Origin of the sequence: Acinetobacter rongchengensis (genome assembly GCF_003611475.1) — a bacterium.
Classification (GTDB): Bacteria; Pseudomonadota; Gammaproteobacteria; order Pseudomonadales; family Moraxellaceae; genus Acinetobacter; species Acinetobacter rongchengensis.
Genome location: NZ_RAXT01000035.1, coordinates 1 through 24,916, shown reverse-complemented (window position 1 = coordinate 24,916; position 24,916 = coordinate 1). Strand labels below are relative to the sequence as shown.

General features: G+C 36.6%; 25 protein-coding genes and 1 tRNA gene. 10 read left to right on the top strand and 16 right to left on the bottom strand.

Annotated elements, in window-relative coordinates; genetic code table 11:
* Positions 1-9 precede the first annotated feature (9 nt).
* From D7V20_RS13655 to D7V20_RS13630, 6 genes are all read right to left on the bottom strand, one after another.
* Complete coding sequence (locus tag D7V20_RS13655) at positions 10-1,203, bottom strand: YfgM family protein (protein ID WP_120384744.1); 1,194 nt, start codon at positions 1,201-1,203, stop codon at positions 10-12.
* 4 nt (positions 1,204-1,207) lie between these two features.
* Positions 1,208-2,038 carry a hypothetical protein gene (locus tag D7V20_RS13650; protein WP_120384743.1) on the bottom strand — a complete coding sequence of 277 codons (831 nt, stop codon included), beginning with the start codon at positions 2,036-2,038 and terminating at the stop codon, positions 1,208-1,210.
* Positions 2,035-2,817, bottom strand: coding sequence for a uroporphyrinogen-III synthase (locus tag D7V20_RS13645; RefSeq protein ID WP_120384742.1), 783 nt, complete (start codon positions 2,815-2,817; stop codon positions 2,035-2,037). The genes D7V20_RS13650 and D7V20_RS13645 overlap by 4 nt, the downstream gene beginning before the upstream one ends.
* Complete coding sequence (gene hemC / locus D7V20_RS13640) at positions 2,818-3,744, bottom strand: hydroxymethylbilane synthase (protein WP_120384741.1); 927 nt, start codon at positions 3,742-3,744, stop codon at positions 2,818-2,820. It lies immediately after the preceding gene.
* Between the two features lie 92 nt (positions 3,745-3,836).
* Positions 3,837-4,574, bottom strand: a complete 738-nt coding sequence (locus D7V20_RS13635) for a LytR/AlgR family response regulator transcription factor (protein ID WP_120384740.1) — start codon at positions 4,572-4,574, stop codon at positions 3,837-3,839.
* Between the two features lie 49 nt (positions 4,575-4,623).
* On the bottom strand, positions 4,624-5,784 hold the full coding sequence (locus tag D7V20_RS13630) for a sensor histidine kinase (RefSeq protein ID WP_171407829.1): 1,161 nt from the start codon (positions 5,782-5,784) through the stop codon (positions 4,624-4,626).
* Between D7V20_RS13630 and argH the strand changes: the two genes are divergently transcribed.
* Together argH and D7V20_RS13620 are read left to right on the top strand one after the other, a co-directional pair.
* Positions 5,775-7,205, top strand: a complete 1,431-nt coding sequence (gene argH, locus D7V20_RS13625; RefSeq protein ID WP_171407828.1) for an argininosuccinate lyase — start codon at positions 5,775-5,777, stop codon at positions 7,203-7,205. The genes D7V20_RS13630 and argH overlap by 10 nt on opposite strands.
* An 11-nt stretch (positions 7,206-7,216) precedes the next feature.
* On the top strand, positions 7,217-7,486 hold the full coding sequence (locus D7V20_RS13620) for an oxidative damage protection protein (protein WP_120384738.1): 270 nt from the start codon (positions 7,217-7,219) through the stop codon (positions 7,484-7,486).
* A gap of 705 nt (positions 7,487-8,191) precedes the next feature.
* Here D7V20_RS13620 and D7V20_RS13615 read toward each other — a convergent pair.
* Complete coding sequence (locus D7V20_RS13615; protein WP_120384737.1) at positions 8,192-8,830, bottom strand: sterol desaturase family protein; 639 nt, start codon at positions 8,828-8,830, stop codon at positions 8,192-8,194.
* 220 nt (positions 8,831-9,050) lie between these two features.
* Here D7V20_RS13615 and D7V20_RS13610 point away from each other — a divergent pair, with 220 nt between their 5' ends.
* Both D7V20_RS13610 and aqpZ read left to right on the top strand, forming a co-directional pair.
* The gene (locus D7V20_RS13610) at positions 9,051-10,061 is read left to right on the top strand and encodes an AraC family transcriptional regulator (RefSeq protein WP_120384736.1); all 1,011 of its coding nucleotides are present in this window, start codon (positions 9,051-9,053) and stop codon (positions 10,059-10,061) included.
* A 289-nt stretch (positions 10,062-10,350) separates the two neighbouring features.
* Positions 10,351-11,043: an aquaporin Z gene (aqpZ, locus tag D7V20_RS13605; protein WP_120384735.1), complete on the top strand. Its 693-nt coding sequence runs from the start codon at positions 10,351-10,353 to the stop codon at positions 11,041-11,043.
* A gap of 68 nt (positions 11,044-11,111) precedes the next feature.
* Here the strand turns inward: aqpZ and D7V20_RS13600 are convergent, their stop codons facing one another.
* The 3 genes from D7V20_RS13600 to D7V20_RS13590 form a co-directional block, all read right to left on the bottom strand.
* Complete coding sequence (locus D7V20_RS13600; RefSeq protein ID WP_120384734.1) at positions 11,112-11,357, bottom strand: hypothetical protein; 246 nt, start codon at positions 11,355-11,357, stop codon at positions 11,112-11,114.
* A 74-nt stretch (positions 11,358-11,431) separates the two neighbouring features.
* The gene (locus tag D7V20_RS13595; RefSeq protein ID WP_171407830.1) at positions 11,432-12,451 is read right to left on the bottom strand and encodes a DNA/RNA non-specific endonuclease; all 1,020 of its coding nucleotides are present in this window, start codon (positions 12,449-12,451) and stop codon (positions 11,432-11,434) included.
* A 462-nt stretch (positions 12,452-12,913) separates the two neighbouring features.
* Entirely contained in the window at positions 12,914-14,794 is a 1,881-nt protein-coding gene (locus D7V20_RS13590; protein ID WP_120384732.1) for a potassium transporter Kup, read from the bottom strand.
* Positions 14,795-14,916: 122 nt separating this feature from the next.
* Between D7V20_RS13590 and D7V20_RS13585 the strand changes: the two genes are divergently transcribed.
* The 5 genes from D7V20_RS13585 to D7V20_RS13565 all read left to right on the top strand — a co-directional run bounded on the left by D7V20_RS13585 (position 14,917) and on the right by D7V20_RS13565 (position 19,141).
* Positions 14,917-15,006: transfer RNA gene (locus D7V20_RS13585), tRNA-Ser, on the top strand.
* Positions 15,007-15,189: 183 nt separating this feature from the next.
* Entirely contained in the window at positions 15,190-16,386 is a 1,197-nt protein-coding gene (locus D7V20_RS13580) for a tyrosine-type recombinase/integrase (protein WP_120384731.1), read from the top strand.
* Positions 16,387-16,534: 148 nt separating this feature from the next.
* The gene (locus D7V20_RS13575; protein ID WP_120384730.1) at positions 16,535-17,215 is read left to right on the top strand and encodes an N-acetyltransferase; all 681 of its coding nucleotides are present in this window, start codon (positions 16,535-16,537) and stop codon (positions 17,213-17,215) included.
* On the top strand, positions 17,212-18,039 hold the full coding sequence (locus D7V20_RS13570) for an ImmA/IrrE family metallo-endopeptidase (RefSeq protein WP_120384729.1): 828 nt from the start codon (positions 17,212-17,214) through the stop codon (positions 18,037-18,039). Before D7V20_RS13575 ends, D7V20_RS13570 begins: the two co-directional genes overlap by 4 nt.
* The gene (locus D7V20_RS13565) at positions 18,032-19,141 is read left to right on the top strand and encodes a beta family protein (RefSeq protein ID WP_120384728.1); all 1,110 of its coding nucleotides are present in this window, start codon (positions 18,032-18,034) and stop codon (positions 19,139-19,141) included. Before D7V20_RS13570 ends, D7V20_RS13565 begins: the two co-directional genes overlap by 8 nt.
* Here D7V20_RS13565 and D7V20_RS13560 read toward each other — a convergent pair.
* The 6 genes from D7V20_RS13560 to D7V20_RS13535 all read right to left on the bottom strand — a co-directional run bounded on the left by D7V20_RS13560 (position 19,112) and on the right by D7V20_RS13535 (position 23,781).
* Positions 19,112-19,681, bottom strand: a complete 570-nt coding sequence (locus tag D7V20_RS13560) for a sce7726 family protein (RefSeq protein WP_120384727.1) — start codon at positions 19,679-19,681, stop codon at positions 19,112-19,114. The genes D7V20_RS13565 and D7V20_RS13560 overlap by 30 nt on opposite strands.
* An 88-nt stretch (positions 19,682-19,769) precedes the next feature.
* The gene (locus D7V20_RS13555; RefSeq protein WP_120384726.1) at positions 19,770-19,997 is read right to left on the bottom strand and encodes a helix-turn-helix transcriptional regulator; all 228 of its coding nucleotides are present in this window, start codon (positions 19,995-19,997) and stop codon (positions 19,770-19,772) included.
* A 48-nt stretch (positions 19,998-20,045) separates the two neighbouring features.
* Complete coding sequence (locus D7V20_RS13550) at positions 20,046-20,975, bottom strand: recombination directionality factor (protein ID WP_120384725.1); 930 nt, start codon at positions 20,973-20,975, stop codon at positions 20,046-20,048.
* A 210-nt stretch (positions 20,976-21,185) separates the two neighbouring features.
* The gene (locus D7V20_RS13545) at positions 21,186-22,229 is read right to left on the bottom strand and encodes a YqaJ viral recombinase family nuclease (RefSeq protein ID WP_005317495.1); all 1,044 of its coding nucleotides are present in this window, start codon (positions 22,227-22,229) and stop codon (positions 21,186-21,188) included.
* 165 nt (positions 22,230-22,394) lie between these two features.
* Positions 22,395-23,435, bottom strand: a complete 1,041-nt coding sequence (locus tag D7V20_RS13540; RefSeq protein ID WP_120384724.1) for a DUF932 domain-containing protein — start codon at positions 23,433-23,435, stop codon at positions 22,395-22,397.
* 58 nt (positions 23,436-23,493) lie between these two features.
* Entirely contained in the window at positions 23,494-23,781 is a 288-nt protein-coding gene (locus tag D7V20_RS13535; RefSeq protein WP_120384723.1) for a hypothetical protein, read from the bottom strand.
* Positions 23,782-23,993: 212 nt separating this feature from the next.
* On the opposite strand from D7V20_RS13535, the gene D7V20_RS13530 reads away from it, so the two are divergent.
* The coding region (locus tag D7V20_RS13530) for an AAA family ATPase (RefSeq protein ID WP_147395798.1) at positions 23,994-24,916 on the top strand (923 nt) is incomplete at its 3' end.

Genomic DNA, 24,916 nt, shown 5'->3' with positions numbered 1-24,916 from the left:
ACTAGACTCTCAAATTTTAAATTGAATATATTTGGTATCTTTTTCAAAAATTAAATTTAATTGTTGAATTAATTCATCATTACCGTTTAATGTCGCTTTTATTCTTAGATAATTCATCAGAATATTATTCGGATATAATGATAAAAGCTGATCTGCTTCAGATTCTCTTTGCGTAGCCGTAAATATATGCCATTTGACAAAACTAAACATTGGGATATCGATATATTTATTCTCTAAATTCAAAATCTGTTGCTCTAAATAAATGTAATCTGGGTTTTGTCTTAATAATTGTTGTTGGAACCACAAGTAAAATACATCTTCATCAAATCTTTCATCTAACAATTGAATTGCCAATTGCTGCTGTTGTACCGACAATTCAGGTAATCGCGTAATTATCTTCAGCCACAATACTTTGTTTTCAAAAGGCATTTGATCAAGCTGAGGCTCTATTTCCAAAAACTTCTGTTGTAATAATTCAATATCATCAAAAGTGGCCTGATCATAATCATTCAACAACTGTATTAACCATTGCTGCTTGGTACTTGTTTCTAGTTGTCCAAATTGTGTCGAATGCAAATATACCCATGGAAACTCTACTGCAAATTGCCCCCACAACTTTTTCATACACAATTTATAACTTTCAGCCAATGGATTTAACCATGGTGATAAATCATGCCCATTTAAAAACTCTAAATGTGTTAAAGCTTGCTGTGCATCTTGCTGTGCTAAATAAATTTCTATTCTTAAAATTTCAGCCAGCTCAAATGCTGAAGGTGGACTACTTTCCAATATGAGTAAAGCTTCTGAATAATTGTTTTGTTTAAATAACAAACGCGCTTGAATAATATGTTTTAATAATCCTGATTGATCAAAAATTTGCTGAATAACGTTTGCCTGCTCTTCATCACCTTCAATCAACCAAAGCACACCCAACTTTTCATAAGGATGTAGCGCATTAAAATTCAATATATGCTCTAGCTTTCTTTTTTCTAGCGCCAAATAGCGTTTAAAGGCAGTCCAAGCCAATTGCATCAATAAACTAATCAAAACACAAAGAAAAACCACGACCCATAGATTGCTTTGTATTTGAATTTTATTCCACAGCACATAAACATATCCCGCACCTGCGGCATAACTCATTACACTTAAAATAGCGACAAGAACTAAACTAATCAGCGCATAAATCTGAAAGATATGTTTCATCGATTTACCCCAATACAGCCAAACTACTCAGTTTTGGTACTGGCAGCATCGGTATTTGTTTCAGTTGGGTCAGTTGTTGTTTTAATTTTTGGCTCGATTGATCAGGTAATTGATCCAGTTGTTGGATCGCTTGATTTAACATCGTTTGAAACTCTGAATTTTGTCCTTTAGCAAGTAATTGTTGTGCAAGTAAAACTCTAAATTGAGCTTCTTTTAAAATAAATTTACGATTTACCAGTTCTGGTGCGGTGGTTTTTATCACATCTATTTGCAACCATTTTTGCCAAAAAAATTCAGGCTGATTTTTTGCAGGACTCACTTGATTATTTTTCAACTCAACCATTAAATTTTGGTCAATCTGTTTCATCATACTGTCCAACTGTGCTTGTTGCGCATTTTTGGCAATAACAAACTGTTGAATACTTTGTATATCTTGATCAATGGTCTGATGCAAACTTTGCTTGACCGTATCCGCTAGTGTGTAACGATCTAAAGACTGATTGAGTTGTGTTAAATGCTCAAGCGCATAAACAAACTGTTGTTGTTGTAATGCAAATTGTACCAATTCAAGTTGTTGTTTAATCACAACACTTGGGCTAATACCTTCAACTTGAGTATCAATCGTGGCTATTTTTTTCGATTCTTGGGGCGCAGGTTCATCTGCTTGTCTTTGTACTGCAACCAATTGATCATTCAAACTGGCATTTTTTTGTTCACTTTTATGTAAAACCTGTTGAATATCATCCAGCTGTTGTGAAACATGATAGAAGTCGTAACTCAGTTTAATGAGCCATCCTAAAGCGACAAACAATAAGAAATAAATAAACTTCTTCATAAGTTCCTTTGTAATTGCAATATCATTTGTAGAATCGTATTGGGTTCTAAATCTAAAACCTGAGTGATATTAAAACACTTTTGCTGATTATTCCTCTCACCAAGCAATAATTGATACAAACGCTCACCTAAAACCAAATAATGACAATGATCAAAAACCTTAGGGTGATCTTTGGTTAATGCAACCCAATTATTCCAACTGGCTTCACTGGTAATACAATTCCAGTATGGTTCATCCGCTTGTATTATTTGTGGGATTGCTTCAGAGAATTTTGTAAACGTCGCTTGTGGACAATCTCGCTCATACAAAACAAAGTTTAAAACTTTTATATGACGTTCTATACATTGCTGCATCATAAATTGGCGTCCACCTTGTCCACGCCAAAATGCAATTTGAGAGATACCCTGTAAACCATTGAAAATGGGTAAACTTAACATTCCTTCCGAACTTTCCACTTCAGGTACATGACTCTGTATGTGGTATTTCGCCAAGGTTTCAGCTGTTTTCTTTCCTACAGCAATCCATTGAATATGTTTAATTTGCTCAATTAAGACACCTGCTTGTTGCAAATATTGCATTCCAATGTGCACAGCTGTAGGACTCACCACGACAATCAATTGTGTATCTAACAACTCTGAATACAGCTGTTTTAATTGTTGCGTAAATGGTCGTGGTTTGAGCTCTAATAAAGGTAGATCAATGACCTGAAAACCCGATTGATCGAGACATTGGGTTAATGCCTGAGCACGATCAATCGGTCGAGTATTAATAAAAAGCATTTAGTCTTGATAAAGTGCTTTGAGTAATTCTCCAGCACCTTGTTGAAGTAGATTTTGAGCAAGTTGCACACCAAGTTTTTCAGCATCTTCTGCTACACCTTGAACATTGCTACGCAACAAAGTTTGACCATCTGCACTACCGACACGGCCTTCCAGGGACAAGGTTTGATTTTCCAATGTTGCAAAACCTGCAATAGGAACCTGACAACCACCTTCTAGATAAGCATTAAAAGCACGCTCAGCACGTACACATGCATTGGTTTCTGTATGCATCAGCGGCATGATCAAATCTAAAATTTCTTGATCATTAGAACGACATTCTAGTCCTAATGCGCCCTGCCCAACCGCAGGTAAACTCACCTCAGCTGTTAGGCTATGACGAATACGCTCGTTCAATCCAAGACGCTTTAGTCCAGCACTAGCAAGAATAATCGCATCGTACTGCCCTGCATCTAGCTTAGACAAGCGTGTTCCAACATTACCGCGCAGATCAATGATCTCTAAATCAGGACGCTGCTTTAAGATCTGACTTTTACGGCGCAGACTTGATGTTCCTAATTTAGCGCCTAATGGTAAATCTTCAAATTTTTCATAGTGGTTTGATACAAAAGCATCAAAAGGATCTTCACGTTCACAAATGACTGCCAACTCTAGACCTTCTGGCAATTGCATGGGTACATCTTTCATCGAATGAACAGCTAAATCAGCACGACCGTCCATCAAGGCTGCTTCTAATTCTTTAACAAATAAGCCTTTACCCCCTATTTTAGCTAAGGGAGTATCTAAAATTTTGTCACCTTGAGTAACGAAAGTGACCAACTCAACTTCAAGTTGAGGATGTAACTGTTCTAATCGATCACGAATATGCTCCGCTTGCCATAACGCAAGAGGACTCTGACGTGTAGCTATTTTCAAGGTTTTCTTCATTTCAGCTTTGCCAAACTTTAAACAATGTAAACTTACCCTGCTATCCTAAAAATGCAAGTAAATTATCAAAATGATTTAACTTTCATACAAAACTATAGGTTTTGCATTCGCTCTCTAAGTAAAGGCAAATGACGACGACTCACTGCCAATCGCTCCTCTAATTCTCGACATCTTGCTTGATATTGCCCAGATGCCACCATTTCCAAACCGTCCAAATAATCCAAAGAAATTAGAGCATTACGGTGAATTCGAATAAATCGGTCTGCAAACTCAGTTTCCAGATCCTTTAAAGTTTCATCAATCAGTACACTACCGTTTTTATGACGCACAGTGACATACTTCTGATCTGCTAGAAAATAATAAATATTTTCAACAGGAATTAATTCTAAACCTCGATATGTTTTTGCAGCAATCTGCTGTCTTTGCACTTTTTCTTCCATGAGTTCTTTTTTTTCTAGGTGAGTGAGTTGAGCTTGAGTCAGTTTGGTCACATTACCCAAAACTGCTTCCAAATCTTCTTTTGCTATTGGTTTTAACAAATATCCTTTTGCTTGAGACTGAATCGCTTGCAAAGCGTGCTCATCATATGCCGTACAAAATACAATTGCTGGCATTGGATTAAAGTGTGCTAAATGCTGCGCACAAGTTAGCCCATCCATTTCAGGCATTTGGATATCAAGTAGCACAACATCTGGTTCAAACTGTTGAACCATGTCCAAAGCCTGCTTACCATGCTGCGCTGTTGCAATAACGTGATGTCCTAATTGAGACACTAATCGTGACAAACGTTCCACTGCCAATGGTTCATCATCACAAACCAGGATGTCCATTTTCCCTCCTTGCCCCGATACCTAATATTTATTTTAATGTTTATCCAAATCATCTCTTTTTATACTGATATTGAATTACTGTGGTAAATAATCCATTTCCCGCATAATTTCGAAAATAAACAGAATCGCCAAAATGTGCTTTCAAACGCTGTTTTACATTTTCTAAAGCAATTCCATGCCCTTCTCTCACTTTTATTCTATCTTGTAAAAACGGGTTGGTAATGACTATATTGACTTGATTTTCTAATATTTCAACCAATATGGCGATTTTCGCATTGGATATTTTGCCTTCTACGCCATGAAAAATACTATTTTCAATTAAGGGTTGTAAGGTCAGTAGCGGGATTTGTACGCCTCCCAATAACAGGGGTTGCGGTATATTCCATTCAACAAGTAGACGATCACCTAATCGAATTTGCTCAATGGCAATATACTGCCGACACAATTCAATTTCTTCTTTTAAACTGACCAATTTTAATTCTTGAAAGCTGGCTCTAAATAATTTTGATAAATCAATTAACATTTGTTCTGCTTTATCAGGGTCAATTGCAATCAAACTGACCACACTATTTAAACTATTGAATAAAAAGTGAGGGTGAATACGGGCTTGCATCGCTTGAATACGAGCATTGAGTTCACTATTTTGCTGCAAAACAGTCTGCTCTCGAATATACATATAACGCAAACAAAATGCGCCCAATAAAATGCCATAACTGAGGTGCAAAACCAGATTATGGTTAATATTCTGCGCCGAAATATATTGTAAAGAAAAATTCTTACCCCAATAATGCACAATGTTTAAAACCACGGTAGTGCACAACACAATTATTTGTAACAACAAAAAACTAAATACGGTGGCCGTTAAATATCCCATTTGCGCTATTTTCTTTTGGAATAAATCCTGAAATGCCGCAAACGCTAACAGTATCCAATTAATATAAAAAATATATTCCAAGACATGCCCAAAATTTAAATTTTCCCACCCCTTTGCTTCCGATAATGCCAATAAAAGAGCCAGCACATTACTGGCAATAAAAAGCTCCCATAAATACTGTCTATGCCCCATTTTCCTAAAAAAATAAGACTGTCGAAAATGCTGATTCGATTTTATTGATGAATGATTGTGCTTTACTTCGGCAAGTGAGGCTGAATTTGTTATACTGCTGCGAGTTCTACTGCTTTTTTTCCTACTGAGCCGATATGACCACATCTTCTAATTCCTCTAATCCGTCACAAGCCCAAACTTCAGGTATGTGGGGCGGTCGTTTCTCCGAAGCTACTGATGCTTTTGTTGCTGAATTTACTGCATCTGTTCAATTTGACCAACGCTTTTATAAACAAGATATTGCAGGTTCTATTGCACATGCAACCATGTTAGCAAAGGTTGGTGTCTTAACAGAACAAGAACGTGACGACATTATCAATGGTTTAAACACAATTAAAGCTGAAATTGAAGCAGGTCATTTCGAATGGCGCATCGATTTAGAAGATGTGCACATGAACATTGAATCACGTTTAACACAACGTATCGGTATCACAGGTAAAAAGCTTCACACTGGGCGTAGTCGTAATGACCAAGTCGCTACAGATATTCGCTTATATGTGCGTGACGAAATTGATGCTATTTTACAATTACTTGAAAAATTACAAAAAGGTATTTTAGGTTTAGCTGCTCAAAATACCAATACAATCATGCCAGGTTTTACCCATTTACAAACAGCTCAACCCGTGACATTTGGTCACCATTTAATGGCTTGGTTTGAAATGCTGGTACGTGATTCTGAGCGTTTAATTGACTGCCGTAAGCGTGTCAATCGCCTACCTTTAGGTTCAGCAGCACTTGCTGGAACGACTTACCCGATCGAGCGTGAATACACTGCTGAACTTTTAGGTTTTGAAGCTGTGTGTGAAAACTCACTGGATGCTGTGTCTGATCGTGACTTTGGCATCGAATTCAATGCCGCTGCTTCTTTGATCATGATGCACCTATCACGTATGTCTGAAGAACTGATTCTTTGGACTTCTGCACAGTTTAAATTTGTCAATATTCCTGACCGTTTCTGCACAGGTTCATCAATCATGCCGCAGAAAAAGAATCCTGATGTTCCAGAGCTTATCCGTGGCAAAACAGGTCGTGTCTACGGTGACTTGATCAGCCTGTTGACACTTATGAAAGGTCAACCATTGGCATATAACAAAGACAACCAAGAAGATAAAGAACCGTTGTTTGATGCGATTGATACAGTGCGTGGTTCATTAATGGCTTTTGCAGATATGATTCCAGCATTGGTACCAAATATTGAGATCATGCGTGAAGCAGCGCTTCGTGGATTCTCAACGGCAACAGATCTTGCAGATTATCTGGTTAAAAATGGTGTTGCATTCCGTGATGCGCATGAAATCGTTGGTAAAGCAGTGGCGTTGGGTGTTCAAGAATCGAAAGATCTTTCTGAATTAAGCCTTGAGCAATTACAACAATTCTCAGATCTCATTCAAGCAGATGTGTTTGAAAAAGCATTAACCCTTGAAGCATCTGTTAATGCACGTGACCATATTGGCGGTACTGCACCTACTCAAGTTGCTGCCGCAATTGAGCGCGCTTATACCCGTTTAGAAAAACTTTATGCATAAGGAGTTTTGATATGACTCGACAAGTCTTTTGCCGTAAATATCAAAAAGAGTTAGAAGGTTTAGATTTTGCACCCTTTCCTGGTGCAAAAGGTCAAGAACTCTTTGACAGTGTGTCAAAACAAGCTTGGCAAGAATGGTTAAAACATCAAACAACGTTGATCAATGAAAAACGATTGAATGTGTTTGAAGCTGATGCGAAAAAGTTTTTAGAAGAGCAACGTGAAAAGTTCTTCAACAATGACGAATCATTGGAAAAAGCTGAAGGTCTAAAGCCTGAGTAACGTTTAGAGCACTGCTCTAAACGTTACGCAAGACAATTGCTGAAAGCGTGCGTAGGCTTTCATTTAAAAGAATCTCCATACTTGTTATGGGGATTTTTTATTGTTCAATCAACGCAAGGCGAAGGCTATATCTGAGCAACAGCATACAGCAGAACACACTATTAGATACGAAACAATCGCTGAAAGCGTGCGTAGACCTTCATTTAAAAGAATCTCACCTAACCCTGAGCCATATATGGCGCAAGGAAAAGAGGCGAACTATTGAGAATTTAAAATAATTTTTAGATTCCTTGCGCAGCAGTGCTGCTCATCCCTCCTTTAAAAAGGTGAGGAGCATGTCCGCAAGGGGAAGGATTTAAAAAGGTAGAACCAATCAACATTACTTTAACTAAATGTTTATTTTTTTATGTGTTAGTTTTTATTACGGAGATAGTCATAAGGTTTTTCTAGCCATAAAAAAAGGAGTCTTGGAGACTCCTATAAACTTCAGAAACTACAGCACTTGCATTCTGAATAAGCACAAAAGTACTTATATCGCTTAGTTTACCCGAATCACACATTTAAATATTGACAATATACGCACATTTTTTTGACAATTTGCGACTTAATTAAATTGAAAACTAAGTTTCAAATTGACATACACATATATTTTATATGCTTAGTGGTAAACCATATTTTCATAAAAATAAAATACTTAAAACCATTTTAAGCAACTGAAGCTATACTTTCTTCGGCAGTTTGACGAATCAATTTAGGTGCCTTTTCTACCCACTTTGTAGGAAAATATTTTTCTACGGTTGAAGATAACCAATGAGCAACGGGTTCAGGCAATTTTACACCCAACGGATTTTGTTCTTTTAAATCTGCAGAAGAAACCACACGTGTACCCATTAAATAATCAAACCAAGGCTTTGTTACACACCAGTTGGCATCTTGATTTGAATTCATATGATGATCGTAATGCCAAGGGATTTTTTTCATCGCCCAATCTGGCTCAAGATGGGCACGGCGATGAATATAATAATAGTTACAAGCACTGTATAACGATGCTACAACCATACCTTTTGAAATTGGGTAAAAAATTAAACTCGCAGCTCCCGCAACAACAGCCAATGAAACAATTTCATTTTTAGTTCGCCAATTTGAAATCCCTTCTACATAACCATCATCATTAAAATCTTGCTTACGGACTTCACGATGATGCTCCCAATGTGATTTCATACTTCTAGGCACAGGGCTATAACGTGGCTGACCCGAACGATGCGTACCATGCAAAATGAATTTATGCGCCATCCATTCAAAACCATTTGCAAAGACCAAACCAACGACAAAACCTTTTAACATGGGATATCTCCTTTTCTCTTCTATTCAATATAGAAGAGCGCCAAAAAAAGATATTGACATGAAAAAACATTTCCATTGACAAATTACGACATTGATTTACTATTTCTTCTCGAGATAAACGTGTCCTGAAATGTGCTTGTTTATTCGCAATAAACTTGATTAAATATTCAGGTAGAATCGTTTTATTTACAATTTTATCAACAATAAAAAGACGATAGAGATGCAACAATTTAAGAATTATGCTGGCTCCGTTTATGGAGGACTTGGACAATTGTTATTTGCTTTTAGTCAAGCAAATGGATTGAAAATTTCTGAAAAATTACAACAAGTTCAAAATCTAGAACGTTTTGATTTCAATATATGGCGTGAGCTTTTAGATGATCTCCAAGCGCAAACCCAGAGCCCTGCTTTGGGGCTAGAAATCGCAGCACACGTACAACCGAAACATCTTGGAATCATTGCTTATATCGCTCAATCCTGCGACACCATGGGAGAAGCACTCACTCGCTATTTTGACTACCATCGTTTGATTTTTGATGGAAGCCCTTTAAAAATAGAGTCATTTCGTGATGGCTATTTAGGAATTCATTGGGCAACCCTGCCCCTCCATCTCACAACACAAGTTACAGATGAAATTGCGATTGCACTGATGGTGCAATTTCTAAGACATTTTCTATCTGCAAAAGATATTCAGCTACATCAAATTAATTTTACTCATCCAAAACCCCAAAATTTAAAGATTTATGAAAATTTCTTTCAATGCACTGTCAAATTTAATCAACCACAAGCTGAACTGATCTTTCCACTACAAGTCATGACTGTTCCACTCAGCCATGGCGATCAAACTTTACAAAAACTGTTGATGCAACAAGCTCAAGCGCTACTCAATGATTTACCTCATTCTGGTCAAATTGATGAGCGTTTACAACAAAATATTCTGTTAGGGTTACAACGAAACTTGTATCAAATTGGAGAGGTTGCCAAGCAACTGAATATCTCAATCCGACAGCTTCAAAGACACTTGCAGAACCAAGGAACAACCTATCAACAACGAGTTCAAGAAGTTCGAAAATTATTGGCTGTTCAGTATCTACAAGACCCTTATTTAGGGCTACATGAGATCGCTTTATTACTTAGTTATTCTGAACAAAGTGCCTTCCAACGTGCGTTTAAACAATGGACAGGTCTTACACCTCAACAGTGGAGAATTCAGAATAAATCGCCTAAATAGAATATTTAAACTTATTTTAAAATATAATCATTTAATCTTTTTTACATTTTTTAAGATAAATTTATTCATTTATTTATAATCAAGTTATTGTTAAATATATTGATTAAATATTCTACACAAACCAATTATAAAAAAATTTACGTTAAAAATGTATTTTTTGATTTTATTTTCATAATTTTAGATTATTATTCACTCAGCAAAATAAAGTTTTACATAATCAACTGGCTATCCTTCACTGATTACAACATTGGATAACCAACCCTTTCCATAAAAAGAAATAGGAATAAACATGCATAAATATCTCGCAGAATTTATCGGAACATTTTGGCTCGTATTTGGTGGATGCGGTAGTGCTGTATTTGCTGCGGCGTTCCCTGAGCTCGGTATTGGATTTTTGGGTGTTGCTCTAGCCTTTGGTTTAACTGTACTCACAGGTGCTTTTGCACTGGGCCATATTTCAGGCGGTCACTTTAACCCAGCAGTCAGTGTAGGCTTATGGGTAGGTGGTCGTTTTGATGCAAAAGATCTCCTTCCATATATTATTGCCCAAGTTGTAGGTGGTATTTTTGCAGCCTTTATCCTCTATATCATTGTACAAGGTCAAGCTGGATTTACAGGGGTTGGTGGTTTTGCAACCAACGGATTTGGTGATTTATCACCAGGCAAATATTCAATGGTATCTGCACTGATTATTGAGATCGTACTCACCGCATTTTTCCTTATCGTGATCCTTGGTGCTACAGACAAACGTGCTCCTGCAGGCTTTGCACCAATTGCGATTGGTCTTGCTTTAACATTAATTCACTTAATTAGTATTCCTGTAACCAATACTTCGGTAAACCCTGCACGTAGTACAGCTGTGGCATTATTTGCTGAAACTGCTGCACTAAGTCAATTATGGTTATTCTGGGTTGCACCGATTGTTGGTGCGATCATAGGCGCAGTAATTTATAAAGTTGTGGGCAATGAACCGCAAAACTAATCAATTGTGACAATAAGGAACCTGCTATGGCAGGTTTTTTATTGTCAAAAAATATGAATAAATAAACACTAAAGGAAAGGGTTTTCAATCTCTCCTTCTGTTCGGTGGGTAATTTTCTCAGGAAGATCAGTCTGTTTCTCTAAATTTAAAACAATATCATTCAAATAACGTTGCAGAACTAAAGCTGCTTGTAAACCCGCTTGGTCTTTGGTGATCTGTAAATTGCCATAAATACTGACACAATCATCTTGATTTTCTAAAGTTAAATCATGAATTGCATGTGATTCTGTTCCATTTTCAAATGGTTTAAACATAGCGTATTCTCATTTTTTTTGATCATGATCAGTATAAGATGATTTTAGAATCTGAACAAAATACGACCATAAAATTACTTTAAAATTTGTAATATATAGTTCAATAAAGCCTCAACCAACTGTTTAATCAATGCGTCTTTGGTTTCTCCATCAACCTTAGGCAATTCGATTTCTGAAGTATTTACTGCACTTTTGGGTTGAAATTGTTTCTGCAACACTTGTATTTGATCTTTAGAAACATCTTCTGCACATTGGCTTTCTGCATCCCAATGCGAATATTCAATTTCTTTATTGGCTTTGACCTGATTTGCAGTCAAAGGCAACTTATATGTATTCCGCTTTTGCTCTTCAGTCAATTGTGGGAATAAATTCATCCCTAATTGTTCTTCTAAATAACAAACACTCACAATTTTCACCTGTTGCGAATCATTATTTGGTGAATAGTACGCCCCAATAATGCCATGCTTCGGAATATAAATGGCTTTGTACAATGCGGTTGGAACAATCACTCCACTGCCAATCGTTTTCAGTCTTTTACCTGAAAATACAGGTCCAGTTACCACATAAACATCTTTCTTTTGCTTGGTAACGATTGCCCGTGTTGCCTCTTCAAGTTCACGCCATACTTGCTGATTATTTTTAGGTACTTGCGGTACAATATTTGCCAATGAAAAACTGTCAAATTGTGAAGCCTTATCAGACATATCACCATTCGGCGACATATGCCCACGGTCATAGCCAGAACTACGATAATCTGATAATAAAGCACGATGTACTGAGCTCAAACGTTGCTCTTCATGAAAATTATCTTCACGTTTAATTTTCTGACTCAAACGCTGTGGTGATAAATATTCTGCTGTCCATAACGGTGTTTTCGACACCCCTGAGTACATGACATTGAAACCATTAAAACATAGGGGATAACTATTTTTCTTTAAACTTTCTTTCGCTAAAACAGGTGGCTCACCTCTATAAAACTGGGCTAAACACTCTGAATTTAAACGATTTCCTTGAGTAAATGGAATAAACTGAGTAATTCTTTCTTGCCCAAAAGCAATGGCAAAAGTTCCAGTAGCAACTACACCTAACACCATTTTTACAACTGAATTTTTCAACCAAAAATTTCCCAAATACCTTAAATCACTTTATGAATAAATCTAAAAACAACATTTGAATTTCAGTAGCCTAACAACTCAAATACAATAAAGATATTATGTGAATATTCAAATGAACAAACCTTCAACACCTTCTGTTTAGTAAAACAGCATTACATATAACAATTCATTATTGTCCCAATAAACTTCCTTGAAAGTCTTTTCATTCAATCGTTTCAATTAAATTTATGTCATTGAGTATGCCATGTTAAAACCAGATCAGCGAGGTTAGTGCGACATCATTTGTCGCTTTAATTATCATTAAATGATAGATAAAGAAATTTAGGCTTTGACATATCCCAAATAACGAAAATATTAAAATCTAATATATTTTTAGTACGCATAAAAAAGCCAAGAATCATCTTGGCTCTCCACAGATTTTTAACTAAATAGAGATGATCATCAAATTTCGATTTGACTTCCCATTTCAACCACGCGATTGGGTGGGATCTGATAAAAATCACTGACTGGGCTGGTATTTCGTTGCATCGAAATAAACAGCTTTTCACGCCAAGGTGCCATACCTTCACCTACTGTGTGAATTAACCGATCACGCGAGATAAAGAAACTGATATGCATCATGTCAAAAGCAATCTCCATTTGCGAGTAAGCGAGAGCCAAGGCATTTGGAATATCAGGCTGATCTTTAAACCCGTAATAAACAAATACACGTTGGAATTTATCATCCAAAACTTCTACCCGAATCCGCTCTTGATCTGGAACATAAGGGACATCACGAGTAATCACAGTGACCAGAATATTTCGCTCATGTAAGACTTTATTGTGCTTAATATTGTGTAACATTGCATGCGGCACAATATTTGGATTGCCTGTTAAAAATACCGCTTGTCCAGGTACACAGATCGCACCATCACTTAAACTGACACTTTTAATAAACAAATCTAAAGGTAAAGCATCTTTTTGCAAACGATTGGAAACAATCTCTCGCCCTGTTTTCCACGTCATCAAAATCGTAAATACGATTGCACCAATAAGAATTGGCACCCAACCACCAGAGAGAATTTTTAATGAGGTTGAACCAATAAAAGCCACATCAATGATTAAAAATGGAATGGCAAACAAGGCCACTTTCCATTTTGGCCAACGCCAAAACCCATACGCTAAAAAAGAAATTAAAATTGTGTCACAGAACATGGTCATGGTAACCGCAACACCATAAGCATTGGCTAAATTGGCACTGTTCTGAAAAATCACGATCAGTAAGATAATCGATACAAATAATATCCAATTAATAAAGGGTAAATAGATCTGACCTTGTTCAACATCAGAAGTATGATGTACGGTTAATCGCGGTAAATAACGCAGTTGTATCGCTTGATTTGCCATCGAAAATACACCTGTAATTACAGCTTGCGAAGCAATAACTGCGGCAGCTGTAGCTAAGGCAATCATTGGATACAAACCCCATTCTGGAACAAGTAGATAGAATGGGTTTTCAATTGCATTTGGATCACGTAGCAATAATGCACCTTGCCCTGCATAGTTTAGGATTAAACAAGGTAAAACAATGATAAACCACCCCAAACGAATTGGGAGTCGCCCAAAGTGACCCATATCTGCATAAAGTGCTTCACCGCCCGTTACAGTAAGAATCACCGCACCCATGGTTAGAAAGGCCACATACGGCTGATGAAAAATAAAGTTAAGCGCCCAATGAGGACTCAGCATACTCAACACATATGGGGTCTGACTGATACTGTAAATCCCCACTAAACCAATGGAAATAAACCAAGTAAACGTAATTGGGCCAAAAAACTTGCCCATGGTTCCCGTACCATGTCTTTGCACAAGGAACAGTGCTGTCAAGATTCCGATTGCTAAAGGCATCAGCCATTTATTAAACATCGGTGTAGCAACACTTAAACCTTCAATCGCAGAGAGCACCGAAATGGCGGGAGTAATGATTCCATCACCAAAGAATAAAGACGCTCCAATAAATCCAAGTGCAATCAAATAGATTTTTCTATTTTCTGCAATTCGATTCGTTCTTAAATTAAGTGCCAGCAAAGACATAATACCGCCTTCACCGTTGTTATCTGCACGCATGATAATGGTGACATACTTGAAACTGATGGTCAGCATCATGCACCAGAAAATCAACGACAGAATTCCGAGCACTGTCGCCTCAGTGATGGCAATATGTGCAGTGAGAAAACATTGACGTAGTGCGTATAAGGGGCTGGTTCCAATATCACCAAATACCACACCCAATGCCGCCAACGTAATTGCAGGCAATGCTGCCTTTTTTGCAGTACTTTGCATAAAACGTCTTCTAAAAATAGACACTATTTTTTCGCAATAATAGCACTGTGTAAAAACTTTTGCTCTAAATCAATTGTTTCAGCTTGGCAGACCTCTTTTTTTTAGTTATTATCGCTCGCCTTGGTGAGGTGTCCGAGTGGCTGAAGGAGCACGCCTGGAAAGTGTGTATACGTTTGCGCGTATCGAGGGTTCGAATCCCTCTCTCACCGCCAAGATTCTGTTTTAAAAATACCGAAGCATACCTAAAAGGCTTAAATCACAATGATTTAAGCCTTTTTTAATGTTCTTTTAAATCCTTGGCTATCCTTGTGCTCCTGAAACATCATGGGGGACAAGTGGGGGATGATTTGGTTATACTATAAATCGTCCCCCAAATTCCAAAGAAATAGCTAAAAATGCTGACAGATGCACACGTTAGAAAAATAAAGCCGCTTGAAAAGAAAAAGCGTTATGCCGATGAAAAAGGACTATACCTTGAGGTCACGCCTTCAGGTGGAAGGTTCTGGCGATTGAAGTATCGCTTCAATGGTCGTGAAAGTACTTTAACCATTGGGAGCTATCCTGAAATCTCATTAGCTCAAGCTCGTCGCACCCGTGATGAAGCTCGTATACAGCTTTATAAAAATATTGACCCTAATGCCATAAAAAGTGATCGCCTTCAGAAAACTGATGAAAATAAGCTATTTAAAGTTCTTGCGATGGAGTGGATGGAAGATCGTAAAGCCGTTATTAAAGAAGCAACTTATCTACGTGATTTATCGGTTTTTGAAAAAGACATATTTCCTGCATTGGGTAACATGCCTATTGATCTAATCAAAGGGAAAGATGTACTCGCATGTGCTAAAAAAATTGAAGCACGTGGCGCACAAGAAATGGCAAAACGCTCTATTCCTTTGACTGGACGCATTTTCCGTTTTGCTATTCGTAAAGGATTGATTGAGAATGATCCAACCCCTCACCTTCACGAAGCTCTAAAGCCTCGAAAAGTGAAGCATATGGCTCGATTGGATATTTCTGAGTTCCCTCCTTTTCTTGAACGCATGGATCGTTATCATGGAAATCCAGTGATCAAAACTGCACTTCAGTTGATGACTCTAACTTTTGTACGGACTGCTGAACTCAGAATGATGGAATGGAGTGAAATCGATTTTGAGAACAAGATATGGCGTATACCAGCCGAAAAAATGAAAATGTCTTTGCCTCATCTCGTTCCGTTATCTAGACAAGCAATTGAACTATTAGAGGGCTTATTACCACTTACAGGCAGAAAGCAATACGTTTTCTACAATCACAGTAAAGCCAAACCTATGAGTAGTAATGCAATTTTATGCGTGATTCGAACAATGGGCTACAACGGTAAAATGACGGGACATGGCTTCCGTGGACTTGCATCTACCACCTTACATGAGCAAGGCTATATGCACGATGCAATTGAAATTCAATTAGCTCATAGAGTTGGTAACGCTGTTTCACAGGCGTATAACCATGCTCAGCATTTAGAATATCGAACTAAAATGATGCAGGAATGGTCTGATTTTATTGATAGTTTACGGAATAAAGTTGTGCCTTTTCCTGAGCATAAAAAGACTTAAGCTATTTATTTAAAAGACTACTCCTTAACTCTAACCTAAAAATATAATCTTATAAAAAGCACATGAAATTTTAAGTCATTAGATTTAAATCTAATATCGCCTTATTTTTTGATTTTATTTGTTATAATAAAAAAAAAGGAGGGGAATCATGGGACAAAATATTTTAAATCAGTTAAAAAGTTATGGATTACCAATCCAAGCTCCTAACCAACAAGTGATTTACTCAAATTTATTAGAATCAGGAAAATTATTAGAAATTTCAAACGGCTATAGCTTTTCAAAATCTTTGAGTTGTGATCACAAGTGGAAAGAATATCACCAAAATATTTTTGCTTACTTAAAAACCCTCCCTGAAGCAGATGTGTATGAAATAGTTGGAAAGTTAGATTATCAAGATTGGCATTGGGAGTGGATCAGTAAAACCGCTGGTACAAAAGCTGATAACCAATATGAATGGTTCTTTTTAGAAGTAGATTCTTCAGTTGAAGCAGCTTGTTTAATTTATTTCCCTAAAGAAAGCTCTTTGCAACCCATTGAAAATATTTTCTACATTGAGTTCATAGCAATCGCTCCATGGAATCGATTCACTCCTTTAGAAAATAAACGTTATCGTGGGTTAGGAAGCCTACTACTATTAGAAGCCGTTAAATTTCTAGCCCAAAAATATAAAAATTCAAGACGCTTTTCTTTACATGCTTTGGAACAAGCTGAAAGTTACTACATTGATAAATTAAAAATGCAACATTTATCTATTAATGATAAGCCAAGTCTTAAGTACTTTGAGTTACCACATCATGTTATTGATTCAATTTTTGGAGAGGTAGCATGAGTCTAGAATTAGAAGTTATATCATCAAGTGCAAATACAAACTCAACATATGAACTATATGCTGAGTTTAATAAATTTTATTCTTACATTAATGAAATGCCTAAAGCTATTAAGATTAAATTGGGCATAACAGATGAAAATTATCAAAATTTTTTCTCTATCTACTTGAACAATCCTACTAAATCTTTATTTAAGAAAAATGATTCAGCAGATGAATATTTAGTCGACTACTGGGTATCAACAGTTAGTGGAAAAGCAAAGTTTTTAGATGGATTTTTGAATAAAGAATATAAATTTATTGGTAAAGATTTTTTACAACATCTATATAGCACTCATATCAAAAAAAATAATCTTTCTGAAATTCAAAACACACTTTTAGAACAAGGTATTTATTTAATCTTTGAAGAAGCCAAACCAGGTACTAAAGTCGATGGAGTTGCATTAATAATTAATAAAAAACCCGTAATTGCAATGTCTCTGCGACTAAAAAATTTAGATAGTTTTTGGTTTACATTACTACATGAATTAGCACATATAGTTTTACACTATGATTTACTTAAAGAACCAATTATTGATTATTTTGACGAAGAAAACCAAAATGAAATTTGTAAAGTTGAACAACAAGCAAATAGACTTGCACGAGATACAATGATTCCAAAAGCATTTTGGAGAACAATTCAAACTATTAGAAATAATTCAGAATTAATGAATTATTCAAAGCTATATGATATTCATCCAAGTGTGATAGCGGGTAGGCTATGTTTTGAGAACAATGAATGGCCCAAGTACGCTACTCTTAGATCGGAGTACAAAATAAGTGAGTGATTTTAATTACTATGCATTTCTTAAATTTAAAAAAAATGAAGTATTTGCCCTAAATGATTTAACAGATGACCTAAAGGCTAGAATTAGTGTGTTCTTTGATATGCCAAATGAGTTACCTTTTAAATCAAGAAAAGAGAAGAAAGAAGAATTTTCACCTCAAGAATTGTTAGATTTTAAAAATAAATCTTTTTCAAAGAAGATTGGTGAGCAAATAGCTTATTTAGACTCTAAAATCAATTGGTTAACAGAATTTTATTTTGATAATTATGATATTGACCCATTAGTTTCAATTGATGGTAAAACATATAATTATCAATCCATTATTGACAATTTCGGCATGCGTGGAATGATTCCCGTATGTGGCGTAGATGATAGGATTCCTGCTCATTTAGTTTCAATAATTGAGAGTAAGAAATTAGGAAAATTCAAAACAGATAAAATTGCCATCAGAATTATCCAATCTGTATTTGAGGATTATGACTACATTGAAGATGAGTTCAATGATTTATTAAAAGCAGTAAAGGATAATTTCTCTAAAATCGTCCTTATTTTTGATCTAAGATACATCGAAAATCATTTAAATATTATAAATGATTTAATTGTTTTTCTAAAAAAAATAAATTTATCAGAATTTTATGAAATAATTATCACAGGATCATCTCTACCAAAATCAGTAGCGGACCTAATAGAAACAAATAAGAAAATTCATTTAGAAAGGAAGGAAGTTCTTATTTATAGTAATATAGTTGAGAAATTTCCAAATATTCATTTAGGGGATTATACTTGTGTGCCACCTGATACCAATTTCCTTGACTTATATATTGAAGATATTGCCAGTAGAATGACAGGTAAAATTTTTTATATTTACGGCAATAAAGTCTTAGTTGCTCGAAGCTCTCGATTAAAAGGACAAAGAGCTCCATTCAAACCTTTACTTGATTATATTGTCTCTCAACCATTTTTTAGAAAAGAAAAATATTCCTTAGGAGATAAGTACATTGTTGATAAGCAACCTAATGGAACAGGTATTAATGCATCATCTATTTTAAGACCCAACATTAATCTACATATGTCATATATGTTGAGAGATTTTTCTATTTAAAAGAGAATTACATACAAACTCATCTACTTCATTTGATGTAGATGAGCTTTTAATAAGCTCAATTAAATCAAATCTAGTTGACCTTGAGTTAAATGAGATACTTTTTTTCTTTAAAAGTTTTTGCATTTCCTCTTTCCAAAGAATCTTAGATGCAATATCTTTCCTATAGGATGGATTATAGGACGACTTTCTTGCATATTTAAATATAATTGATCTATTATCTAAAGGTATAGCAACTATAATCCCCCAAAAACTTGGCAGTAATTCTAATGCTTTTTTTAAGTGTTTATGAGTAGTTATCAAAGTGTTTTTTTTGAAAGATGCTTGATAATAAGCTAATTGTTTTGAAATACGCTCAATTTGATCATTATCGCCCTTTATTTCATAACAATGGGAATAGCTATAGATAGCGATAATGTCTGGGCGTGCAGAACCATCAGAAATTGTCACTTCATTCAAAATCATTTGAGGTTTAATCGCCTTTCCATTCAGCCATGAAATAAGTTGAGGTCTTATTTCAGCATCATTGAGTAGAGTCATGTTATGTTGTTACCATTCAATATTGGTAAATTATACCTAATACAATTATGAAAACTATCAAAAAATAAGGGAGCTTACGCTCCCACAATTATCGACTTGCCAACTTTCGCTCAATCCATTGATTTACCTCAAGAGCCGACCAACCAACACAACTCACACTCAACTTAATTGGCTTAGGAAATGTTGCATCGTAGCACTTAGATTGAGGGTTAAGTTTTTCATATATAACTGAACGGCTTACGCCCGTAACTGCAATGACTTCTTTAATCCTAATGATTTGGTTCATGTGAAACACCTGATCATCCGATAAATACATTTAATTTCTCCTACTACTATTAAAGCTAAACTAAGCTTAGAAAATGGACTAATTCACCGCCCTCACACTTCGTTGCAAACCTTGCTGAATATCCAGAACAAAATCATCTGTTTGATTTAATTGACATTTAGACTTGGTTTTCGTTTCACACTTCACTTGCTCAACTTCGGTTGCCTCATCCATATAAAACTCCTCCATCAAATCTAATCCTTCCTCACTATTCACCTCAAAACCAACATTGGCGAAACCTTGCCGTGCTATTTGGTCGAGTGCATTTTGATTAAAGCCGCTCTGCTTACTTTGTTGATCTATATCCTTTGCCATTTGAATGGCGTGTTGAAGATTGACACCATCACGTAAAGTTAAATCCACGTAATACACAGGGGTTCGATAGCTTTGTGTGGTTGATTTGCCCCTCAATGTCAATTGCAGTGGCAAACACGAAAGCAAGCCATTAGAAGCAGCATGGTAATAACTCAGTCGTGCTGCTAAAGTCCGAATGCTATTAAAACCAGTGGTTCTGAAAATAAATGTTCCAAGTTCATCTGATTCATCTAAATTGACATGCAAACGTCCATAAGGCTTACAGTTGCCACCTTGTGCTAATGAGCATAAATCAGGCGATGGACATGGATGTTGTTCTACACCTTGATTAGTCAGACGTTGACAAGTTTCTCCATTACCTACACAAACGGGGCGACCTGTTTGGCGGTCGAATAAATTGTACTCAGCCCGTAAATTGAGTTCAGGATCATTAAAGATCATTCGTACTGGAATGGTTCGGAGTTTTTGGTTTTGTGCTTTGGCTCTGAGCTGTTCATCTAAGGGGTGTTTGATCCATCCCTCCTTACCTTGGATTTGACTGGTAATAGTAAATTGGTCATCTTTTTCAGGCAGACGTTTACCGTTCTTTTCGACCACTTTACCAATACTGATTCTGCCAAGTATTGGCGGTGTAATCGCTAAACCTTTGATCATGTTGTTTGTCCTATAAATAAAATTTTACTGATTACCCCTTGCTATGTAAGTAAACAGAAATATGAAAAGCTACGACTTCGCAAAAACCGCCATTGTTGGTCTACCGCTCCTTCGGGAGTCGGTAGATCGGGGGTGGTTTTTTTGCGCTTTTGGGAAGAATGGATATTTCATCTATATAGTTAGCGATATAGACGCTTGGTTTCGATAGGGTCAGTCATCATCGCTATAGATTTGAAAACGTCGTGTCCCAACTTTGTTTTGTGGAAATTGCTCAAGCATTTCGGGATGAAGTTTGAGTACAGCCTTACTGTCTAAAGTAATGGAGTCTTTAGATCGCTTCCATGTCACCGAGCCAGTGGCAAAAGTCGCTCGTTCTGCACCCTTCATCAACATTTGAATTTGATGTTTGGTTTCATCAAAGTTGTTTTGGTGGATTTCAATGTGATGCTTCTCTTTCAACAATTGGCTAAATAATCGATTGGCCTGTTCATTTTGACTGAGGTCTTCCACGGTTAATGGCATATGCTGTGGGTAGAGCTGCTGAATGGCTCTGGCTGCTGATTCACTGGCATCGACATCAGGCGGTGTATCTTTTTCGACACATTCCCAAAAGTAACGTTCAGCATTGATAATGTGTTTGATCACGGTTTCACTGCGTGTGACTTTATAGATACGAGTTTCATGTCCACAGATCAGCACACATATATGTGCTGCCTGTTTACCTGTCACAGCCAATTGATGTTGTACTTGGCAGAGTACATATAAAGGCACACCATCTCGCCATAACTTTGCACCGTGTTCACCTGCTGTTTTGCATTCTAAAATTTGGACTTGATCACTGCCTACCACGGAGTAATCCAAATTAGCCAACATAAAATGTTTATCCGCTTCGGGATGTTGCAGCACTGCATTGATACGACGGACTTTGTTTTTGGTGTGCATGCTGTAGTATTCAGCGACCAAAGGTTCAAGTTGTTTACCCCAATATAAAGGGGCATGTCCTGCACTTTCATCTTCAATCGACTGTTTGACTCGTCCTGTCTTGATCATCCATAGTTCAAGCATCGACATATAGGGATTGAGTCCACAGGCTGCGGCGCAATCACTGCTGCCGATACCTTGACGACGTACTTCTAACCATTCTGCTTGAGTCATATTTTTGGTATTGACTAGCCGTTTTGCAGTAAACAATTTTGGTGCAATAAAAGGCGTACTTGCCTGTTGCATAGATGGGTTTAAAATTGCGGTGTTCATATTGAAGTCCTGATTTTAATGAGAGTATTTGATTCAAATGACAAATTTCGGGCATAAAAAAACCACAGCCGAAGCCATGGTTTAATTATTTTTAAAATTTAATATTTCGTTTTAAAATGCGGTTTTAGGTCTAACTTTCCATGAGTGAAAAATGTATATTTCGCACTATGCAATCATGCTGAGAGCTTGTTCTAATCCTCGTTGCTTGATCGATGCACCTGTACCGAACCACGCTGAATCGAGTCGGTGATCGGTACTCATTGCACGACGTTCATGGTCGATAAATTCAGTGATCGAGCACAGTAATCCATAGGCGGTATCTTTGGCTGAAGAGAGGTTTGCTCCTCGTCCTTGACCATTAAACATCTCCATGGCTTTACTCATCGACTTGGCATTCGGTTCAGATTTTTCCTTGCCCTTGGCTTGTGCTTGAGTGGCGACATCCCGATAGAACTGAATAATGTTGTCTTCTTGGTCAGTGATGCTCATCGTGGTGTTATTAAACACAGCATCGAAATAAGCAGCTGCTTCATACTGGGTGACTTTACGTTGACTGAGTTGTTTCATCTCATACATGTGCTCATCCCATCCACGGACTGAAATACCCAATTGCTGTTTGACCTTATCTGCATCAAACTTGGTACTGTGGGGAACTTTAACCACGCCTGTACTGCTATTTTGTCCTTTTAGTGCAATCGCCAACGTGTTATTACACACCACTCGAATGGATGTAAATTGTGCAGTGGTGGCGAGTGTTCCATCACAAGCCGTAGCCAAAAGAATATAACCATTGCTAACATCTTTACCTTTGAGCGATGAAGTTTGTCCTGTGCGTGCCAATGCCCAGAATTTCTTTCCACCTTTGAGTACGCCTGCTGTTTCAAGTTCAAAACCTGATTGCTCAGTCAGGTCACGATAGAATTCTAAAATCTCTCTCGGTTGGACTTCCTGAAAGCGTTGGCTGACAACTGATAGTGGTGCATGAGTATCTGAACGATAAAGCACTCGCTGTTCTTCATAAGGCAAGATGATACTTTGCCCTCGTTCATTCTGTGCCATATAACTGACATTGGAGGATTCAATCCGCCAATCCATGCCTGCTTGTTGTGCCCAGACGTCAATCGGTTGGTTTTGTGTCAGTTGATTGCCGAGTCCATGCCAAGGGGTTTCACCGACATACGCCATTTGTTCAAGTTGATGTGCCATGGTTTTATTCCTTTTAATTTAAAAATGAAATTTGAATCCGTGTTGATACAAATAATCTTTAGTGCAATAAATGGGTTGGAAACTTTTGGTAGCAGTTGTGGCAGAAGCACAAATTCTGCTGTGATGGTATGCTTTGTTCGGTAAATGAATTCAACACACTACCCAATACTGTTCCTGCGATTCCACCGACAATCGGTGGTAGATTGAAAGTCTTTGCTACAGTGCTTCCCAATGCACCCAATGTGGTCGGTGTGACCAGACTAGCTAAGGTGGTACTTGATTGTTGTGTACTTGCTTCCACAATCATGATGTTGATGGATTGACAAAAAGGACAGCTCAAGCTCATGGCTCGACTCCTAAATTTGGGGCATAAAAAAGCCTGCTCGATGGCAGGCTCTGTTGTCATATTTTCATGAAGAACCCAAAAGAGTTTCATGATTCTCATTAGGATGTTATGGTTCTGAATATTTTTAGATTTAGATAAATTCATATAGGATGGTTAATTAAAATATGGTAGATGTTTAATATCTTTTTAAAAAAATATTTTGAAGGTTCCATATGGAGTTAAAAGCATTTCAAGTAGAAAATTTTAGATCAATTGATCAAAGTGAGTGGATAAATATCGATGATGTCACAGCACTCATCGGAACTAATGAGTCTGGAAAAACAAATTTACTTTGTGCTTTATGGAAACTTAATCCAGTAAGTGACGATGGAAAAATTAATCTTTTATCTGACGCTCCCCGAAAACTTTACAGTCAATTAAGAGCAAGTGATAAATCAACAATTTTTATACGTTGTAAATTTGAACTTAATGAAAATGAAGCACATCATATTTCAAAATTAAGAAAAACACCAAACGAGGGTTTAAAGTTTACAACTGTTTGTAGAAAATATAATGGCGGATACACTGTAGATTTTCCTTATGAACAGGCATCCAATTTATCTTCATCAATTTTTCAAAACCTAATCACATCCAAAATAAAAATTATTAATAATTTACAATTACTTAAGAGTGAAAATGAAGAAAAAAGAGATAAGTATCTTACTACTTTTGAAGCAATTGACTCAGAATTTCAATCTCCGATAGTTGATAAAGCTCGTCTTGAGAAGTGTATTTCTCTATTAGAGGATCTTTTTGATGAAAAAGCGCCAAAAACAAGTGAGCTTACTAAAGTCTATAATGATACATATGAATTTATTTCTTCACATTTATCCAATGTTGAAAAGCCTACTTCTGAAGAATTACAAAAATCTAGAGACTACATTATTGAACAACTTCCTAATTTTGTTTACTACTCAAACTATGGAAATTTAGATTCTGAAATCTATCTTCCACATGTTATAGAAAATCTTGAAAGAACAGATTTAGGAGCTAAAGAATCAGCTAAAGTGAAAACACTTAAGGTGTTATTTGATTACGTAAAGTTAGAACCTAAGGATATTTTGGATCTTGGAAGAACTGAATCTGAAGCAGATAC

Coding starts and splice junctions, on each gene's coding strand:
- D7V20_RS13655 (WP_120384744.1), bottom strand. CDS start 1,203: ATGAAACATATCTTTCAGATTTATGCGCTGATTAGTTTAGTTCTTGTC.
- D7V20_RS13650 (WP_120384743.1), bottom strand. CDS start 2,038: ATGAAGAAGTTTATTTATTTCTTATTGTTTGTCGCTTTAGGATGGCTC.
- D7V20_RS13645 (WP_120384742.1), bottom strand. CDS start 2,817: ATGCTTTTTATTAATACTCGACCGATTGATCGTGCTCAGGCATTAACC.
- hemC (WP_120384741.1), bottom strand. CDS start 3,744: ATGAAGAAAACCTTGAAAATAGCTACACGTCAGAGTCCTCTTGCGTTA.
- D7V20_RS13635 (WP_120384740.1), bottom strand. CDS start 4,574: ATGGACATCCTGGTTTGTGATGATGAACCATTGGCAGTGGAACGTTTG.
- argH (WP_171407828.1), top strand. CDS start 5,775: ATGACCACATCTTCTAATTCCTCTAATCCGTCACAAGCCCAAACTTCA.
- D7V20_RS13630 (WP_171407829.1), bottom strand. CDS start 5,784: ATGTGGTCATATCGGCTCAGTAGGAAAAAAAGCAGTAGAACTCGCAGC.
- D7V20_RS13620 (WP_120384738.1), top strand. CDS start 7,217: ATGACTCGACAAGTCTTTTGCCGTAAATATCAAAAAGAGTTAGAAGGT.
- D7V20_RS13615 (WP_120384737.1), bottom strand. CDS start 8,830: ATGTTAAAAGGTTTTGTCGTTGGTTTGGTCTTTGCAAATGGTTTTGAA.
- D7V20_RS13610 (WP_120384736.1), top strand. CDS start 9,051: ATGCAACAATTTAAGAATTATGCTGGCTCCGTTTATGGAGGACTTGGA.
- aqpZ (WP_120384735.1), top strand. CDS start 10,351: ATGCATAAATATCTCGCAGAATTTATCGGAACATTTTGGCTCGTATTT.
- D7V20_RS13600 (WP_120384734.1), bottom strand. CDS start 11,357: ATGTTTAAACCATTTGAAAATGGAACAGAATCACATGCAATTCATGAT.
- D7V20_RS13595 (WP_171407830.1), bottom strand. CDS start 12,451: ATGGTGTTAGGTGTAGTTGCTACTGGAACTTTTGCCATTGCTTTTGGG.
- D7V20_RS13590 (WP_120384732.1), bottom strand. CDS start 14,794: ATGCAAAGTACTGCAAAAAAGGCAGCATTGCCTGCAATTACGTTGGCG.
- D7V20_RS13580 (WP_120384731.1), top strand. CDS start 15,190: ATGCTGACAGATGCACACGTTAGAAAAATAAAGCCGCTTGAAAAGAAA.
- D7V20_RS13575 (WP_120384730.1), top strand. CDS start 16,535: ATGGGACAAAATATTTTAAATCAGTTAAAAAGTTATGGATTACCAATC.
- D7V20_RS13570 (WP_120384729.1), top strand. CDS start 17,212: ATGAGTCTAGAATTAGAAGTTATATCATCAAGTGCAAATACAAACTCA.
- D7V20_RS13560 (WP_120384727.1), bottom strand. CDS start 19,681: ATGACTCTACTCAATGATGCTGAAATAAGACCTCAACTTATTTCATGG.
- D7V20_RS13555 (WP_120384726.1), bottom strand. CDS start 19,997: ATGTATTTATCGGATGATCAGGTGTTTCACATGAACCAAATCATTAGG.
- D7V20_RS13550 (WP_120384725.1), bottom strand. CDS start 20,975: ATGATCAAAGGTTTAGCGATTACACCGCCAATACTTGGCAGAATCAGT.
- D7V20_RS13545 (WP_005317495.1), bottom strand. CDS start 22,229: ATGAACACCGCAATTTTAAACCCATCTATGCAACAGGCAAGTACGCCT.
- D7V20_RS13540 (WP_120384724.1), bottom strand. CDS start 23,435: ATGGCACATCAACTTGAACAAATGGCGTATGTCGGTGAAACCCCTTGG.
- D7V20_RS13535 (WP_120384723.1), bottom strand. CDS start 23,781: ATGAGCTTGAGCTGTCCTTTTTGTCAATCCATCAACATCATGATTGTG.